This is a genomic window from uncultured Rikenella sp., assembly GCF_948810725.1.
Taxonomy (GTDB): domain Bacteria; phylum Bacteroidota; class Bacteroidia; order Bacteroidales; family Rikenellaceae; genus Rikenella.
Genome location: NZ_CAQIVA010000037.1, coordinates 1 through 17,753, shown reverse-complemented (window position 1 = coordinate 17,753; position 17,753 = coordinate 1). Strand labels below are relative to the sequence as shown.

General features: G+C 62.0%; 13 protein-coding genes. 6 read left to right on the top strand and 7 right to left on the bottom strand.

Features of this window, described 5'->3' with window-relative positions; genetic code table 11:
* Positions 1-532: 532 nt before the first annotated feature.
* The 3 genes from Q9S52_RS08590 to Q9S52_RS08580 form a co-directional block, all read right to left on the bottom strand.
* Positions 533-1,501: a ParB/RepB/Spo0J family partition protein gene (locus tag Q9S52_RS08590; protein WP_304708820.1), complete on the bottom strand. Its 969-nt coding sequence runs from the start codon at positions 1,499-1,501 to the stop codon at positions 533-535.
* Between the two features lie 48 nt (positions 1,502-1,549).
* Positions 1,550-2,323: a ParA family protein gene (locus Q9S52_RS08585; protein ID WP_294594893.1), complete on the bottom strand. Its 774-nt coding sequence runs from the start codon at positions 2,321-2,323 to the stop codon at positions 1,550-1,552.
* Positions 2,324-2,952: 629 nt separating this feature from the next.
* Positions 2,953-3,102, bottom strand: a complete 150-nt coding sequence (locus Q9S52_RS08580) for a hypothetical protein (RefSeq protein ID WP_300829231.1) — start codon at positions 3,100-3,102, stop codon at positions 2,953-2,955.
* 465 nt (positions 3,103-3,567) lie between these two features.
* Here Q9S52_RS08580 and Q9S52_RS08575 point away from each other — a divergent pair, with 465 nt between their 5' ends.
* A complete protein-coding gene (locus tag Q9S52_RS08575) occupies positions 3,568-4,293 on the top strand; it encodes a S24 family peptidase (protein WP_300729401.1) in 726 nt (241 codons plus the stop codon).
* Between the two features lie 1,311 nt (positions 4,294-5,604).
* Here the strand turns inward: Q9S52_RS08575 and Q9S52_RS08570 are convergent.
* Together Q9S52_RS08570 and Q9S52_RS08565 are read right to left on the bottom strand one after the other, a co-directional pair.
* Positions 5,605-5,802 (bottom strand): hypothetical protein, encoded by a 198-nt coding sequence (locus tag Q9S52_RS08570; RefSeq protein WP_304708819.1) that lies wholly within the window; start codon positions 5,800-5,802, stop codon positions 5,605-5,607.
* Positions 5,803-6,099: 297 nt separating this feature from the next.
* Complete coding sequence (locus Q9S52_RS08565; protein WP_304708818.1) at positions 6,100-6,357, bottom strand: hypothetical protein; 258 nt, start codon at positions 6,355-6,357, stop codon at positions 6,100-6,102.
* A gap of 84 nt (positions 6,358-6,441) precedes the next feature.
* Here Q9S52_RS08565 and Q9S52_RS08560 point away from each other — a divergent pair, with 84 nt between their 5' ends.
* From Q9S52_RS08560 to pth, 4 genes are all read left to right on the top strand, one after another.
* Positions 6,442-8,001 carry a lipopolysaccharide biosynthesis protein gene (locus Q9S52_RS08560; protein ID WP_304708817.1) on the top strand — a complete coding sequence of 520 codons (1,560 nt, stop codon included), beginning with the start codon at positions 6,442-6,444 and terminating at the stop codon, positions 7,999-8,001.
* Between the two features lie 276 nt (positions 8,002-8,277).
* Positions 8,278-8,748 carry a hypothetical protein gene (locus Q9S52_RS08555; protein WP_300851131.1) on the top strand — a complete coding sequence of 157 codons (471 nt, stop codon included), beginning with the start codon at positions 8,278-8,280 and terminating at the stop codon, positions 8,746-8,748.
* A gap of 14 nt (positions 8,749-8,762) precedes the next feature.
* Positions 8,763-9,344 (top strand): 50S ribosomal protein L25/general stress protein Ctc, encoded by a 582-nt coding sequence (locus Q9S52_RS08550; protein WP_294593319.1) that lies wholly within the window; start codon positions 8,763-8,765, stop codon positions 9,342-9,344.
* A gap of 183 nt (positions 9,345-9,527) precedes the next feature.
* A complete protein-coding gene (pth, locus tag Q9S52_RS08545; RefSeq protein WP_304708815.1) occupies positions 9,528-10,094 on the top strand; it encodes an aminoacyl-tRNA hydrolase in 567 nt (188 codons plus the stop codon).
* Positions 10,095-10,540: 446 nt separating this feature from the next.
* Here pth and ribH read toward each other — a convergent pair whose 3' ends face one another.
* Both ribH and Q9S52_RS08535 read right to left on the bottom strand, forming a co-directional pair.
* Positions 10,541-11,095, bottom strand: a complete 555-nt coding sequence (ribH, locus tag Q9S52_RS08540) for a 6,7-dimethyl-8-ribityllumazine synthase (RefSeq protein WP_294593324.1) — start codon at positions 11,093-11,095, stop codon at positions 10,541-10,543.
* 178 nt (positions 11,096-11,273) lie between these two features.
* Complete coding sequence (locus Q9S52_RS08535) at positions 11,274-11,978, bottom strand: tetratricopeptide repeat protein (RefSeq protein ID WP_304708814.1); 705 nt, start codon at positions 11,976-11,978, stop codon at positions 11,274-11,276.
* Between the two features lie 309 nt (positions 11,979-12,287).
* Between Q9S52_RS08535 and Q9S52_RS08530 the strand changes: the two genes are divergently transcribed.
* Positions 12,288-16,931, top strand: a complete 4,644-nt coding sequence (locus Q9S52_RS08530; protein ID WP_304708813.1) for a translocation/assembly module TamB domain-containing protein — start codon at positions 12,288-12,290, stop codon at positions 16,929-16,931.
* Positions 16,932-17,753 lie beyond the last annotated feature (822 nt).

Below are 17,753 nucleotides of genomic sequence, written 5' to 3'. Positions count from 1 at the left end.
GGCGGAAATCTTATTCAAACGCGAAACACGCGTTTGAATGATTTCCTACTCCAGCGATCGCGCGCGGTCGAGCTTTGTCTCGCCTCGAACTGTTCCTTTTGTGAACAAAAGGAACCGAAAAAACTTTAGACGGATGCTTCGCATCCTAAAGCTGCCGGCGAAACAAATCTCTGTTCGCGCGCCTGGGGAAATCTTGTCAAAACGCGCCAGAGCATTTTGACGATTTCCCTCTTTAGGCGAGGCGCGCGTTTACATTGAAGTAATAAAGGCCGCCCGCCGTGGCGCGAACGCATCCGCCGGGCGGGCGGTGCGTTGACCTGCGGTCTCCCTCGCGCTTGCGAGGCATCGTCGACAAGCCGACGTGCTCTCGCTTCGCTACTCGGGTCCGGCACTCGGAATGGGCAGCCTCGGCCCAAATCTTCGCCCCGTTCTTTGTCCGCGCGCTGGCCAATAAGGCAAAGACAACCCTAACAAAATGCCCAACGGACGCACCGGAGGGACGAGAAATGCCCACGCATTTCCACTGCCAGCCTCACCCCCTCTTCGCGTCCCCGTCCCCGAACCCCAGTTTTTCGAGCCGGGCGACGATCTGTTCGACCTGTTCGTCCGAGTCGAAATCGATCGTGATCCGACCCGAAAACATCGTCTCCCCGTTTTTAGCCGCCGTCGTTTTTCGTTTGACCGCAATGCGGCTCCCCAGCAGCGGTTCGAGCCCCTCCACCAGCCGCGCATAGCACGCCGGATATTCCACCCCCGCCTGAGTGCCCTTGGTCCGTTTTTCCGCAGGCTGGAGTGCCCCCTGCACCGCCTGTTCCGTCTGCCGCACCGAGAGGTGCCCCTTGACAATCCGAGCCAGCAGCGCCAGCTGTTGCCGTTCCGAACCCAGCGCCAGCAGCGCCCGCGCATGCCCCATGCTGATCATATCGTTGTTCAGCGCGCTCTGCACCTGCGCCGGCAGCTTGAGTAGCCGGATGTAGTTGGCGATCGTCGACCGTTTTTTGCCGACCCGTTCCGCCAGAATCTCCTGCGTCAGCGCGCACTCGTCGATCAGCCGTTGCAGCGACAACGCCACCTCGATCGCCCCCAGGTCTTCGCGCTGGATATTTTCGACCAGCGCCATCTCCAGCAGCGTCTGATCGTTCGCCTCCCTGACATACGCCGGAATCGTCTCCAGCCCCGCCATCTGCGACGCGCGGAACCGCCGTTCGCCGCTGATGATCATGTACTCCGCCGCCCCCTTGTTATCGTCCGCCGGTTCGATCCGCTTGACCGTGATCGGCTGAATGACCCCCAGCCGCGCGATCGACTGCGCCAGCTCTTCGAGAGCCGTTTCGTCGAACACCGTCCGCGGCTGCCCCGGGTTGGGAATGATCCGGTCGATCTGCAAGTCCGCGACCGTGTTGTCGCGCCTTGAGGCCGCCGTCTGTTTCGGTATATTGAGGTCTTCGATTTCGAAGATGGCGCCGAGCCCTTTGCCGAGCCCTGTGGTTTTGGGTTTCATCTACTATATATAGTAATAGGTTGTGATCGGAATGAAAAGGTGTGCGCGTCAATCGGCCCCGCCGTTTCGGCGCAGGAACTCGCGGGCGAGGTTCAGGTAGTTGGCGCTTCCGCTGCTCGCCGCGTCGTAGGTGATGACCGGTTTCCCGTAACTGGGCGACTCGCTGAGCCGCGTATTTCGCTGGATGATCGTGTCGAACACCAGGTGTCCGAAGTGGTTTCGCACCTCGCCCACCACCTGGTTGGCCAGCCTCAGCCGCGAGTCGTACATCGTCAGCAGGAAGCCCTCGATCTCCAGCGCCGGATTGAGTCCCGCCTTGACCATCTTGATGGTATTGAGCAGCTTGCCGATCCCCTCGAGGGCGAAATACTCGCACTGTACCGGGATAATGACACTGTCGGCCGCGATCAGCGCGTTGAGCGTCAGCATCCCGAGCGATGGCGAGCAGTCGATGATTACGAAGTCGTAGTCGTTTTTGACCTCCTCCAGCAGCGATTTGAGTCGGAACTGCCCCCCTTCTGTCTGCGCCAGTTCGGTTTCCGCCCCGACGAGGTTGATGTTCGACGGCACGAGGGTGAGCCCCGGCAACTCGTCCGAGCCGAGCATCGCCTGTTTCAGGTCGTTTTCTCCGGCGAGCGCCGTGTAGATGTTGACCGTTCCGGTCGTTTCGAATCCGAGTCCGGAAGTTGAGTTTGCCTGCGGATCCGCATCGACGAGCAGCACCCGTTTTTCGAGTACCGCGAGCGACGCGGCGAGGTTGATCGACGAGGTGGTTTTCCCGACCCCTCCTTTTTGGTTGGCTAAAGCGACGATTTTTCCCATTTTTCGGAAAGTCTCAGTGTGTTTTTCGTTTCGTAAGCAGTTCGTCTTGGTGAGTCGTGCGGGTGGAATATGCGGTTAGCCCCGGTCAGAGCATCCCGTAGGGATACGGGGCGGTGCTTTATGCTGTTCCATTGGCCGGGCCTTGGGCAATGCTTGTGCGACCCTTTAGGGTCGCGCGGGCCGAAGCCTCCCGCCGCGGAGGCCCGCAACTGACGTTGCTGTGGGCCCCGCAGGCTTCGATCCGCGTGAACTTGACAGAAAAAGGCGTTGCTCTTGCGGCTCGCAGAGCCGCGCAGTTCGCCGCCACCCCACGCGGCGGACTGCAACTCGTCGGAGCTCGTTGCACTCCCCGTTGGCGGCGAACTTAGGTTAAGAGCGAATAGCACGATTCCGCGAGGAATCGCCGTCCTCGGCGCGCAGCGAACGCCGAAGGCGGGCGCCGGGGGGCGCGCCCGAGGACGAACCCAACAGAAAAAAGCCGAACTCCTGCGACCCAACGGGTCGCGCGGGCCGGAGCCACCCCCGGCGTAGGTCCGCCACTTCGCGATGCTCATTGCGCCCCCGCTGGCTCCGGCCCGTCCAGCAGAGTAGGGTAGTCCCAGCCCTTGCCCCCGCGAGCGGCGCCCCGTTTATTCCGAGAGGCAGCGCAACTGAAAACCGTTGGCCCGACAGTTTGAGTTGTCCGGTCGCAGCCACTCCATTCCGAAATCCAAATATATTCCCTTTGTTCCGGATGGTGCTGTCGACCAACTGTACCCGTAGTGACCGACACTCCACATCTCTCCCGCCGTAATTCCGCGTCCGCCCGGGGCGGGGTACCAGGCGAGTGGTACTCAAACCGGCCCGCCTCGGCTTCAATGGCCGCCTCCATCCCCATCAGGCAATGTCGCTTCTTCTGTCTGTACCCGCGTTTTGCTCTCTGCGTCAAGACGAACAAGATGAGAACGAACGTTTTTACTTCAAACTACAAAAATAGCGTTTTTTTCGGAGAATCCGGGGGCGTCGCCGAGAAAGCCGCCTCGCTCAGCGCGCAGAACCCTCGATTGCCAACCCGTAACCCGCTCGATTTTTGGCCCCTTTCGTGCCGTAGGATGTCATCGAGTCGTCAGGTTAAATTATTTCGATCTCAAACCGCATTCGATTTGTTTTTTATTTAAATATTTCTACCTTTATCCTGATTTTATAATAAAAGTCAATGCGAAATAGTGATAATTATCAATATTTCGACAATAAAGTAAATCCCTATGACGGAAAAAGAAAAACTGAAGGCCTATCTGAAAGAAAAAGGGATCAGCAAAAATAAATTCTATACCCTCACCGGATTTTCGATCGGATTTCTCGACAGCGGCCGCAGTCTCGGCGCCGACAAGGTTAAGATAATCATCAATAAATTTCCCGACCTCAGCCTCGACTGGCTCATCATGGATCAGGGCCCGATGCTGACCCCACCCTCCTCCCGCGGCGTCTCTTACGACATGGGCGGTTACCACATTCCCCGGCTCGAAGAGCCCGAACGGCCCTACGTCCTTTCGTCCCGGCTTTGCACGGCGGACGACGACCGTCGGATCCCGCTCTACGACTTCGAAGCCGCGACCGGTCTCGAGCCCCTTTTCGAAGGCCGCACCCCCGTTTCGGCCTACCTGTCGATCCCCGAACTGCCTCGCTGCGACGGCGCCGTCAAGATGCGCGGCGACTCGATGTACCCTTTGCTCAAGGCCGGCGACATGGTGGTTTACAAACAGGTTCGGGACTGCACCAACATCATTTGGGGTGAGATGTATCTGATCTCGTTCGCCTACGACGACGAGCAGTACACCACGGTGAAATACCTGAATCGGGTCGAAGGCTCTCCGGATCGTGCCCTATTGGTGAGCTATAATCCCCACCACGCCCCGATCGAGATTCCGTTATCCGCCATCCGCGCCCTGGCGATCGTGAAAGCGAGCGTCCGGTTCAACACGATGGGTTGACCGGAGTGGTAGATGGGCCGAGGCTGCCACAGTTTTATACATGCGGTTAGACCCTGCCATAGCATCCCGTAGGGATGCGCTCTAAAGTCTTTTTGGTTCTTTTTCTTCAGAAAAAGAATGGTACTATCCGGGGCAGTGATCAGCCGCGCGCGCCCGCTGAAGTAGGAAATCATTCAAACGCGTTGTTCGCGTTTGAATAAGATTTCCGCCAGCGCGCGGACAAAGAACGGGGGTAGAGGCTGTCTTGGGGTAGAGGCTGCCGCAGCAAAACGTAGTTTTGCCCGTCCACGGGACGTGGGGTCCGGCCGGCCTGAGGCCAGTCCCCTCAACCCAAACCGCGCGCTCCTTTAGGCGGGGCGTGCGAACAAAGAACAACGCGCGAAAAAACTCGATCCTGTACGAAAACTCCGTCGCCCGCCCGCGTAAAGAGGGATTTCACTCATTTTGCGATAGCAAAATTGAGATGAAATCCCAGCGGGCGACGGCAAACGCGGCGGAGCGGAAGCGGAGCCGCAGTAAGGCCGACACGGGGCAGAGAACTGGGTCTTGCTTTGGGCTGCGACTGTTCTTCAGGCGTGAAAACCGGTTACGGTTTTCCCTCCGCGCTGGGCCGAGAATGGGTCTGTGGGTTGGATTTGGCTTTTGGGCCGTGCTTTGGGCTGAGCTTCTGCGGCTCTACGAGCCGCCGGGCTTGCGGCAGGGCATCTTCGATGCCCGGGCCGGACGCCGCAGCCCGAAACCGACAGAATTGGAGCGGTGCTGGTGCCGGAATTGTTGCGACCTTTAGGTCGCCGGCCTCGGGCGCAGCGACGCATCAGCGGCGCGAGGGAGGCGCGCCGAGGGCGAACCCGGTAGCCTGAGGCGGTGAATGGGTGCTGTGCTTCTGCGGCTCTTTGAGCCGCGCAGTTCGCCGCCACCCCGCGCGGCGGGCTGCAACTCGTCGGAGCTCGTTGCACTCACCGCTGGCGGCGAACAGTAAGACTAAGAGCGAATAGTGCGATTCCGAGAGGAATCGCACTATTCGCTCTTAGGGTAGAGGCTGCCCAATCGGAGTGTCCGAAGGCGCCGGCGCGTGGAGGGGACGCGCCGAGAACGAATCCGACAGGGGCTGAGGTTGAACTTTTGTTGGGTGCAGCAGTAGCGGGCCGGAGCTTGCGCTGCTTTGGGTAGAGGCTGCCAGCAAAAGACGCTGTGCGTCCCTCCCGCTGGGGGAGGCTATTGGCCCGGGCGGTTCTGCGAACCGCAGGGATGCACTCAAAACGCAATTAGGGAAGCTCCAGCCCATTGCCCACCGCGGACACGCGTCCCCGTTTATTCCGAGAGGCAGCGTAACTGAAAACTGTAGGCGCGGCCGCCCGCGAGATTGGGATAGAGCCCTGTCACGCGAAAATCCAAGTACATGCCATTTGTGGTGCTGACCGACGACGAGCAGCTGAATCCGTAGCTGCCGACATGGCTCAGTCCGCCGTGGCCTCTTTCGCGGTAGCCCGGGGCGGTGCCGCTCGGCACTCGAAAATTGGCCGTGTCTACCCCAAACAATCGGCTTGCCTCGGCCTTCATTTAGGGTAGACCCAGTCCTTTGCCCCCCGCGGGCACGCGTCCCCGTTTATTCCGAGAGGCAGCGCAACTGAAGACCGGAGGCGCGGTGGTACGAACTGCTGGGGCCGAGGTCTTGCGTGCCGAAGCCCAAGTGCATGCCATCGGTTCTGTTACTTGAGGACGACCAACCGTTACCGATGTTACCGATGTGCCAAAAGCCCCCTTCGGCATCCCCGCGTCCGCCCGGGGCGGGGTACTCCTTCCCGTTTATTCCGAGAGGCAGCGCAACTGAAGACCGTGGCCACGGAAATCCGAGTGGCTGCTGTAAAAAAGCTGCGAGTGGAAACTCAAGGCCAGACCGCTGATCTCCTTTGTGACCGCAGAAGACCAGCTAAAGCCGTTGTTGCCCGTACTGCCTAATAAGCCTAAAATTCTATTGTAACCCGCATCGCGGTAGCCCGGGGCGGTGCCGCTCGGCACTCGAAAGAGGGCCGTGTCTACCCCAGGCAATCTACAACCGCCCATTTTGCCTATCTTTGTCCCGCGAACGAGCCCCCTCGCCACCCGAGGCCCTCGTTCGTCACTCCCCCTGATACCCCCCCGGCCGCCATGTCACGCCTCGCATACAGCTTCAAAAACGCCCGCGTCTCCGTCGCGTTCTACCTGTTGGTGCTGGCCCTCAACTTCTTCTCGCGGCGCATCTTTCTCGAAGAGCTCGGCACCCAATTCGTCGGCCTGACCTCCTCCGTGATGAGCTATATCGGCTTTCTGAACCTCGCCGACCTCGGGATCGCCACTGCCGTCGCCCAAGTGCTCTACGCCCCCCTCTACCGGCGCGACCGGACACAAATCACCGAACTCGTCTCGCTCCTCGGCTGGCTTTTTCGTCTCGTCGGCCTCGCCATCACCCTGCTCGGGCTCACCTTCGCCGCCTTTATCCCGTGGGTCTTCGCCCGCGCCGTCGCCGAAGGCATCCCCCTCGGCACCATCTACGCCGCCTACCTCACCTTCCTGGCCACCACCCTGATGAGCTACCTGCTCAACTACAAACAGAACCTCCTGATGGCCGACCAGCGGGGATACGTCGTGACCCGGATCTTCAACCTCTCGCTGCTCGCCAAAGTGCTCCTCCAGATGGCCTTGCTCCGATGGACTTCGGCCGGCTACCTCACCTGGCTCACCGTCGAACTCCTGTTCGGCCTCGTGTTCGCCGTCTGGCTCGAACTCGCCCTGCGGCGCATCTATCCGTGGCTTCGCTCCTCTCTGCGCCAGGGTCGCGCCGCCGTGCGGAAATACCGCTCCGTCTTCGCCACCACCCGCCGGATTTTCTCCCACCGCATCGCCAGCCTCGTGCTCTACCAGTCCGACGTCATCGTCCTCGGCCAGCTCATCTCCCAGTCCATGGTCTCGTACTACACCAACTACTCGATGATGATCGGCCGCCTGACCTCCTTTATCGGCGGCGCGCTCAACAACAGCTACGCCGGCGTCGGGAACCTCGTCGTCGAAGGCGACCGGTCGAAAATCAAGCTCGTCTTCTGGCAATTCAACGCCATGTACTTCTGGATCGGCGGCACCCTCTCCTTCTCATTTTACGAACTGGTCAATCCGTTCATCTCCCTGTGGCTTCCGGCCGGTCGTTACGCCCTTTTCTCTTCGCCGGTGGTGCTGATGCTCGTGGCGACCCTCTTCATCGGCCTGATCCGCCAGACCGCCCAGTATTTTCTGAACGCCTACGGCCTCTACCACGACGTATGGGCCGCCTGGACCGAGGCCGCCCTGAATCTCGTCCTTTCGTTTTGGGCCTGTTGGCGTTACGGCGTATCGGGCGTCGTGGCGGGGACGCTGCTGAGCACCGGCCTTTTCGTCCTCTTCTGGAAGCCCTACTTCCTCTACCGGCGCGGTTTCCGCGAATCCTCGCGAGAGTACTGGCTGACCCTGTTGAAATACCTCTCGATTCTCGTATTCGTCTGGTTGGTTTCGAAAACGATTCTCGTCCAGGGCTGGCTTCCGTCGGCCGACACCTGGGGCGGCTGGCTGACCCGTGCCGTGATAATCCCGTTGTTGTACGGGGTTTTGAGCGGCGTCGCGCTCTATTTTTCGTCCCGCGGGATGCGTAATTTCGTCCGGCTAATCACCGGCCTGCTGCGCGCCAAGCTCAGGCGGTAGGTGGATTTGTTGCGGCGAATGAGTTTTTCGAGATTTGGGGCGAGGTCAATAAGTAAGCGATACGCAGTATCGCTCCGTCCCGCCGGGGTCACCCGGACGCCGCCCGCGCAGGGCAGTTCCGTCCGGCTCGAAGCTCGATCCGCGCGCCACGCCTAAAGGAGCGATTCAGCTATTTCGGCGGTTAGCCGAATATAGATGAATCGCGCAGGCGCGCGAATAAAGATTTCCCGCGCGCCCCGTCTTAAGAGGAAAATCGTCAAAATGTGCCGGCACGTTTTGACAGGATTTTCCAAGGCGCGCGATCAAAACAGAAACGATTGCCCCGTTCTTTGTCCGCGCGCTGGCGGAAATCTTGTCCAAAGCGCAAGTCGCTTTGAACGATTTCCTACTCCAGCAGTCGCGCGCGGGTCGAGCTCTGTCCCGCCTCGAACTGTTCTTTTTAACTTCGCTGCGCTCGTTTTCCTCCTCGCCGCTCGGCAATTTGCAAACTATGTTTGCATTGCCCTCGCTGGCAGCGTCGGTTGTGAACAAAAAGAACCAAAAAAACTTCAGACGGATGCTGACGCATCCTCCAGCTTCCGGCGGCCCGGTTCCGTCCGGCTCAAAGAATATTATAGGAAACAAGAAAAAATTACTACCTTTGTCCCCGTTTCGGCCCTGGGCCGCGACACCGACGTGATGGGGGCGATGCTCATTGCCGGGCATCGACTGAGTAGCGTCGAAGAACAAACGATTTTCATAACCTAAAGACCATCAGAGAGATGAAAACGATCGAGATCAAAGGTGCATCCCGCACCGAATTCGGCAAAAAAGGAACCAACGCAGTGCGCCGGGCAGGGAACGTACCCTGCGTGATTTATGGCGGCGGGGACACCGTACACTTCGCCGTGCCTGCCACTGAGTTCAAACAGCTCATTTATACCCCGCATTCTTATATTATCGAATTCGACATCGACGGGAAAAAAGAAAAAGCCGTCATGCGCGAAGTTCAGTTCCATCCCGTGAGCGGCGACGTGTTGCACGTCGACTTCTTCCGCGTGGACGAAAAGAAACCCGTGGCAGTCGACCTGCCCGTGGTGCTCACCGGGAACTCCGAAGGGGTGAAACAGGGGGGTAAACTCGCTCTCAGCAAGCGCAAACTGCGCGTATCCGCTTTGGTGAAAGACCTGCCCGATACGGTTGAAGTGGACGTGACCGAACTCGGGCTCGGGAAATCGATCTTCGTCGGCGACCTGCACATCCCCGGCTTGGAGATTCTGACCCCGGCGACGACCGCGATCTGTGCCGTGCGGATGACCCGTGCAGCCCGCGGTGCTCAGGCTGCCGCCGCTGCTGCGAAGTAGTCTTTGCGATTGCCCGGCGCGTATTGCACGCGCGCGAAGCCATCGAACCATCGAGCGGTTTTCTGCCCAGGCATCTGGCCGGGCAGAAAACCGCTTTTTCGTGCTCCGCCGCGCCCCCTCCGGAGTTGCGGACAACCCCTCGAAACGCTATCTTTGCGCCATACCGAAAACGAGAACCACCTTATGAAATACCTGATTGTCGGCCTGGGCAACATCGGCTCCGAGTACGCCGACACCCGCCATAACGCCGGCTTCCTTGTCGCCGACACCCTTGCCGCACGTTCCGGCGCCCCCTTTACCTCCGACCGCTACGGTTCCGTCGCCGTCGTTCGTCACCGCGGCCAGGAGCTCATCGTGCTGAAGCCCTCGACCTACATGAACCTGAGCGGCAAAGCCGTTCGCTACTGGATGCAGCACGAGCGGATTCCGTTGGAACGCGTTTTTGTCGTCGTGGACGATATCGCCCTTCCGTTCGGTCACCTTCGTCTTCGGAAGAACGGCTCGGACGGCGGCCACAACGGGTTGAAGAGCATCGCCGAGTGCGTCGGGAGTTCGGACTACGGCCGTTTGCGGTTCGGGATCGGCGGCGACTTTGCACGAGGCCAGCAAGTAGACTACGTGCTCGGTCATTGGACGTCGGAAGAGCGTGCCGCCCTGCCGGAGCTGACCGATCGTTGTGCCGATGCGATCCTGTCGTGGGTGACCGAAGGCCCCGACCGCGCCATGAACCGCTTCAACACGAAGAAATAGCTGAGCTTTGCCCGGTTCCATTTCGTGGGGTAGCGGCTGCCGGTTTGGGGTATCTTTAGGGTAGACCCGGCCATCAAAAGACGCTGTGCGTGCCCGTTTATTCCGAGAGGCAACGCAACTGAAGACCGTGGCCAGGGTTGCTCACGCTGCTGGGATTGAGGCTCTGCGTGCCGAAGGTCAAGAACACGCCGCTAGTCCCGCTAAAGGAGGAAGACCAACTGTACCCGCCGTCGCCGACGCCTGCCAGAGCGCCTAATCGCCCATGATTGCCCGCGTCGCGGAAGCCCGGGGCGGGCCTTTCAAACCCAACCCAACCAAATCGAAGCGATAGCTCGCCCCGCAACTCCTTGGTAAAGAGAGAAAAACGCCGCTCTTCGAAAGATCCGAAGAGCGGCGTTGCCGTAAAAATAGCCCAAAGACACGAGGCCTTTGTTAAACCCTGAGAATCAATTAACCACCGGATGGTTTTCCGCCGCCGCTCCCGCCGTCGCCGCCACCTCGCCATTGTCCTCCGCCTCCATCTCGCGTTGCAGAGCCACCATCTTGATCGCCGTCGCCGCCGCTTCGTCGCCTTTGTTTCCGAGCCGTCCCCCCGCCCGGTCGATCGCCTGCTGGCGGTCGTTCGTCGTGAGCACCCCGAACGCGATCGGCATGTTCCAACTCAGCTGCATCTGCTGCACCCCGCTGGTCACCCCCTGGCAGACGAAGTCGAAATGCCTCGTATCTCCCTGAATCACACACCCCAGGACGATCACCGCATCGACATTGGTGTACTCGGCGAAGTACTGCGCCCCCATGGCCAGTTCGAACGTGCCCGGCACCCATTTGACACTGATTTTGTCGTCAGCGCAGCCCGCCGCGCGGAGCGTGGCGACCGCCCCGTTGAGCAGCGCCGAGGTAATTTCGTGGTTCCATTCGGCGACAACGATGCCGAACGACATTTCGTTGGCCGGCGGTACCGGTCGGTCGAAAACGGATAGATTTTTCAGTTCGGAAGCCATAAGCAAGATCTTCAATTGGTCAGCGAAAGTCCCCCGCCGTTCCGAAACAGAAGCAAAAGGCGTTCCACGCCGAGGGGGACGAAAGTAAAAAGGCGGGGAAAAGCGCGTGTCCTCTCCCCGCCTTCGTATGGTGAATCAGTCTCTGTCGTTGAGCTGTAATGCTCTGGATGGCAAAAAATTACAATTGCTGTTGCGCCCGCGCGATGAATTTTTCGATATCCCGTGCCGGAATACTCCGCGGATATTCGTTCCGAATCCGTTCGTAGAGCTGCAAAGCCTGCTGCGCATGCCCCGCCTGTTCGTGAATCATCCCCGCTTTCTTCAGATAGACCGGCGTCGTCGCCACATTGTCGCTGAAGTTCGCCGCCTGTTCATACAGCGCCGCCCCCTGCTCCAAGTTCCCCAGCTCGACATACGCGTCGCCCCGCAACCCCAGGTTCTGCGCCCCGATCAACTCCGCCGCCGCATTGTCTTTCGACGCGTCGTATTTTGCGAAAGCGTCGATAGCCTGCTGGAAATCACCCAGATAGAGGTGGCACATCCCGGCATAATGGTTGGCCAGATTCCCCTGCGGCGTATTCCCGTACCGTTCCGCGATCGTCTGGAATCCGTCGAACGCCGCATTCCCGTTGAGCGCCAGCGCGAACGAGTCGCGTTCGAAATAGTTCTGCGCCTCGAACATCGCCGCCGACGCCTGCTTGGCCCGCGGAGCGAGGTAGAGGTATTTGTACGAGAAATACCCCCCGACGAGGACGATAATCGCGCCGAGCGCCACCAGAAGGGTTTTCCCGTTGCGTTCGATAAAGAGTTCGAAACGTCCGAGGCTCTGTTCGATCACCTGTTCGGGATCCGGATTGACCTGTTTGTTATGATTTTCTGCCATGGTGTGGTAGTGTTCGTTGTTTACGTGATAGTTAGACCGTTCCGTGCCGCTTGTCCGAGTCGCTTCGGCGTTCGCGCGGCCTTTCGTCGAGCGCAAAAGTAACGGTTTTTCGGCGAAATCGAAAACCGGACGCCGCTTTTTTCCCGATTTAAGTGCAGGACGAAAGGCCCCAAACCTGCTGATCTTTGTTTATCTTTGCAAGGCCGTGTGCCCTGTTCCGGCGCGAAAAACGCCTCCGCGGCGGCCCCGTAAACCGGCTGTAAGGCCGCGAAAAACGCCGCGACCGCCCCTTGGCACGCCCCCTCCCGTATGCTTCGGAAAATCCTCAAACGCCTCCTCGTCGGCCTGTCATGGCTGCTGGTCGCCGCCGTCGTCCTGCCCCTCGTGGCCGGACTGCTGTTGCAGATCGGCGCCGTGCAGACCTTCGTCGTGCAGCGGCTCGCCCGGCAGCTCTCCGAACGCATCGGCACCGAACTCACCCTCAACCGCGTCGATATCGCCTTCTTCAACCGGCTGGAAGTTAGCGGACTGTGCGTCAAAGACCCCTTCCGGCCTGCCGACACCTTATTATATGTGCAGCGCGTCGAGGCCGGCATCGACGGACTCGACCTCTTCGGGGGCCGCGTGGCGCTCGGCGTCGTCTCGCTCGACGACGGCGTGCTGCACATCGCCCGCGACACCGCCGGACAGGAGACCAACCTCGGATACGTCATCCGGCGACTGCGTCCCGACCCGCCGCGCCCCGTCCGGCTGCGGCTCACCGCCCGCGAATTCAACCTCCTCGGCCTGCGCTTCACCCTGCGCGGCACTCCCGACGGCGGGCCGGGCGACGGGCGTAGCAATCAGGTAAATTTCAGTGATTTAGATATTCAGGGCCTCTATTTCCAGGCCCGCGAAATCGCCCTGCGCGACGACTCCGTCGCCCTGCGCCTCGAACACCTGAACTTCGACGAAAAGAGCGGCTTCCGGCTCCGCCATCTCAGCGCGCAGCAGATCGCCGCCGGGCCCGGCGGCATCCGGGTCGACCGCCTGCGGGCCGAGACCCCCTTGTCCGTGCTCCACCTGCGCCGCGCCGACCTCGGCTTCGACGGCGGGTGGGCCGCGCTGAACGACTTCCAGCACGCCGTGCGGATCGACCTCGAAGCCTCGCCCTCGTCCGTCTCCTACCAGACCATCGCCCGTTTTCTGCGCCGTCCGGCCGAGATCGGCGCAGCCCTCTCGTTCGACTCCCTCGCCGTGAGCGGCACCGTGGACGACCTCGCCGGTCGGCTGCGCGGCGCACGGAACGGAGCCACCCGGCTGGACGCCACGTTCGCCCTGCGAGGGCTGCCCGATGTGGCCCGGACACGGCTGCGGATCGGCATCGACCGCTTGGAGACCGACGGCGACGAGATCGGCCGCATCTACGGCGAGGCCGCCGCCGGACGGCCCCTGAAACCGGGCCTCGCCGCCCTCTTGCAGCGCGCCGGAACCATCGGATTTACAGGGAGCTTCGACGGCCTTGTGCGCGACTTCACCGCCACCGGCGAGCTCGCCACCGCCCAAGGGTTGGTGGGCGGTACCCTGCGCTTCATGCCCGGCGAGCGGGAGGGACAGACCCATTTCACCGGCCACCTCGCCACCGAAGCCTTCGGACTCGGCACGCTGCTCGGCCAGCCGCGCTTGGGGGCCGTCTCGCTCTCCGCCGGCGTCGACGTCGTGACCGACGGCGGAGAGCTCGCCCTGGCCACCGACGCTACGATCGACCGGCTCGACTTCCGGGACTACGCCTACCACGGCATCCGGATGAACGGCCGCTGGGCCGGGCGCATCTTCCAGGGGCGCATCGAATCCTCCGACCCCAACCTCGACTTCACCACCGAAGGGCGGCTCGACCTGCGCGACCCGGTGCCCGCCTACGACTTCGAGTTGGCCCTGCGCCGCGCCGACCTCGTCGCCCTCGGCTTCAACCGCCGCGACACCCTCTCGCGGCTCGCCATGCGTTGCCGGGCCCACGCCGCCGGGACGAACCTCGACGACCTGAACGGACACGCCGAAATCGACAGCCTCGCCTACGTCAACCCCCTCGACACCGTCCATGCCGGCGCCATCCGGTTCGAAGCCCGCAGCAGCGCCCGCTCGCGGCGGCTCTCCATGCGCTCCGACTTCGCCGACGCCGACCTGCGCGGAGCCGCCCAATACGAACGCTTCTTCCGCTTCTTCCGCCACTCCCTGCGGCGCTACCTGCCCTCGCTCTCGGCGCCGGATACCGTCGCCCGGGCCGTATCCCCTGCTGTTGCCGGGCCGACGGCTGCCGCCGACTCCGCAGCCGCCGGAACCGAGGGCTACTACCTCCTGAAAATCGACGTCAAACAGGCCAACAACGTCGCCGCCATCTTCGTCCCGGGATTGGAGGTGGCCGAAGGGACCTCCGTCGGCTTCCTTTTCGACCCCGCGCGCGACGAATTCAACCTCAGCGTCCGGTCGGACTACATCCTGCGGCGGAACCTCTACGTCGGCGACCTCACCGTCGAGTGCCGCAACCGCGGCGACTCCGTGTCGGTCTACGCCTTCGCCGAGCAGTTCGGTATCGGGCCGCTCGACCTGCCCCGGATGTCGGTCGTCGGCGGCGTCGGCCACAACCGCATCGCCCTCGCCACCCGGTTCGAGAATCCCGAGAACGGCAACCGCGCGCTGATCAGCACCTCCACCACCATCGGACGCTCCGCCGCGGGGCTGCCGCAGCTCGACGTCCGGTTCTATCCCACCTCCTTCCGGGTCGAAGGGCGCGAGTGGTTCGTCCAGCCCGGACACCTCCTGGTCGACTCCACGGGGATCGGCTTCCGTCGTTTCGGCGTGCGGAGCGGCGACCAGCGGCTCTCGATCGAGGGGCGCGCCTCGGCCGTCGAGAGCGACACCCTGCGCGTGCGGTTCGACCGGCTCGACCTCTCGCCCCTCACGCGGCTCGTCCAGCGACAGGGCTACCGCATCGGCGGACGCATGGACGGCCTCGCCGAGCTCGTCGCCCCCTTCGGCGCCTTGCAGTTCGGGGCCGACCTCCGGATCGACTCCTTCGCCATGAACCAGCACCGGCTCGGCACCGCCGACTTCCGCAGCCGGTGGGACGGCGAACGGCGGTGGGTGCGCTTCGCCGCCGACACCCCCGACGGGGCGACCCCGATCGCGGGCTACTACGACAGCCGCGAGCGGCGCTACCGGGTCGATTTCGACATCCCGCGGTTCGATATGGCTCTGCTGGAACCGTTGTTGCAGGGCGTGCTCGTCGATACGCGGGGTCGGGCGCGGACGAAGCTCGCCCTGACCGGCGGTCCCGAAGGGGGGCCGCTGCTGAACGGGACGATCGGCGTGGACGAATATACCGCCACGGTGGCCTATACGCGGGCGCGGTACACCCTTTCGGGGCCGGTGACCGTCACGAACAACCGCTTCGAGCTGCCTCCGTCTCCGCTCAGCGACGGCGACGGAGGCACGGGCTCCATCTCGGCCTGGTTCGACAGCCGCTATTTCCGCCAGCTCCGCTTCGGCGTGAAGGTCGATTTCCGCGACCTGCTCTGCCTGAACACCGCGCTGGCCGACAACCCGGACTTCTACGGACGGATCTACGGCACGGGGGCCTTTTCGGTCACGGGCGACGACTACCGCACGGAGATCGACGTGCGGGCCGAGACGGCGCGCAGCTCGACTTTCGTGCTGCCGCTGTCGGAGGTCTCGACCATCGCCGAGGCCGACTTCATCTCGTTCGTTGAGCCCCCGGCCCGCACGCCGGTCGACCGCGTCGAGCAGTTCCGGCGCCAGCTCCGCCGGCCGCGGCGCAGGCGCACCAAGAGCGAGCTCTCGGTCGACCTGAACCTCACGGCGCTGCCCAATACCGAGGCCCAGATCGTCCTCGACCCGAGGCTCGGCGATGTGATCCGGGGGCGCGGCAACGGCCGCTTCCGGATGCGCATCGTCCCCGCGCGCGACATCTTCACGATGGACGGCCAGTACGACATTACGGAGGGGACGTATCTCTTTACGCTCTACGGGGTGCTGGCCAACAAGTACTTCGTGATCCAGCCGGGCGGTTCGATCCAGTGGACGGGCGATCCGGCCGACCCGTTGGTGAACATCGACGCGGCCTATCGGGTTCGGACGTCGCTGAAACCGCTCCTGGGGGCCAATGCGCAGGGGAGCGGGACGGGCAGCGGGAATGTCAACGTGAGTTGCGGGATTCATCTGACGGACAGGCTGTTCGATCCGACGATCCGCCTGTCGGTGACGGCTCCGGGGGCCGATCCCGAGACCAAAAACCTGCTCCGCAACCTGCTCAATACGGAGGAGGCGACGACGATGCAGTTCGCCTACCTGATGCTCTCGAACAGCTTCATGCCGGACGACCAGACGAATGCCATCGGGACGATGAGCGGTTCGCTGGCGGGGATCGCCGGGATGGAGTTTCTCTCGAACCAGATCAGCAACCTGATTTCGGGTTCGAACTACAACATCCGTTTCGGCTACCGCCCCTCGAGCGAGCTGACGTCGGAGGAGGTGACCTTCGACGTGGGGGCGGATCTGATTGCGAACAAGCTCTCGCTGGAGGTGGGGGGCAACTACGATGTGGGACAGCGGGGGGCCTATCAGGTGACGAACAATCCGCTCTCGGTGGACGGCTACCTGACCTGGGTGCTGAACAAGTCGGGATCGCTGAAGGTCAAGGGTTTCACGCGGACGATCGACCGTTTCGACGAGTCGCAGGGGTTGCAGGACAACGGGGTCGGGGTCTACTACCGGCAGGAGTTCCAGAGTTGGAAAGACCTTCAGGAGCGTTATCGTCGTTGGCGCGCGGCAGCTCGGGAGCGCCGCGCGGCGCGTCAGGAGCGTCGTCGTCAGCGTCGCTCCGCATCGGGAACTTCCGAATCTTCGGCAGCTCCTTCTGTAGCTCCCGTGGCAGCGGACTCGACGACGCGCCGGTAGGGCGGTTTCCGCGGCCTGCAGGGAATCGGGAATTGGGCCGAGGCTGCTGTTAGTTGTTTGGGTAGAGGCTGCCATTTGCCCGCCGCGGGCACGCGGGGCCTGCCCGGCCCGAGGGCAGTACCCTCCCGTAGGACGGACGCGCGCCCCGCCAAAAGAAGCGGTTCGACTATTTCGGCGCAAGCCGAATATAGATGAATCGCGTAGGCGCGCGAAAAAAGAATTGAGCAAAGGCAGTTCAAAGCCTATCCGCGCGCGACTGCTGGAAAAGGAAATCATTCAAACGCGTGATGCGCGTTTGAATAAGATTTCCGCCAGCGCGCGGACAAAGAGTTGGGCCGAGGCGGCCAGTGGAAATGCGCGAGCATTTCCCGTCCACGGGACGTGGGGCCCGCGCGGCCCGAGCGCAGTACCCTCCTGTAGGACAGACGCGTGCCCCGCCTAAAGAAGCGATTCAACTATTTCGGCGGTGCGCCGAATATAGATGAATCGCGCAAGGCGCGCGAAAACGCGGCGGAGCGAAAGCGGAGCCGCAGTGAGGTGGACACGGGGCGGAGAACTGGGGCGAGTTTTGGGCCGTGCCTGTTCTTTGGGCGGGAAAACCGTTTTCGTTTTTCCCGCCGCGTTGGGCCGAGAGTGGGGCTGGGATTTGGGTAGTAGCTTGGGTTGAACCGTTGGCCAAGCTTAGGTTGAGAGCGAATAGCTAAGTCTCCGTGTTAACGGTCGGCCCGCAGCCCCTGGATGCGGAGGGCCGAAATACTCCGCAGGCTGTGGCCGAGGATAAATGGGCTGTGTTCTTGCGGCTCGCAGAGCCGCGCGGGCCGC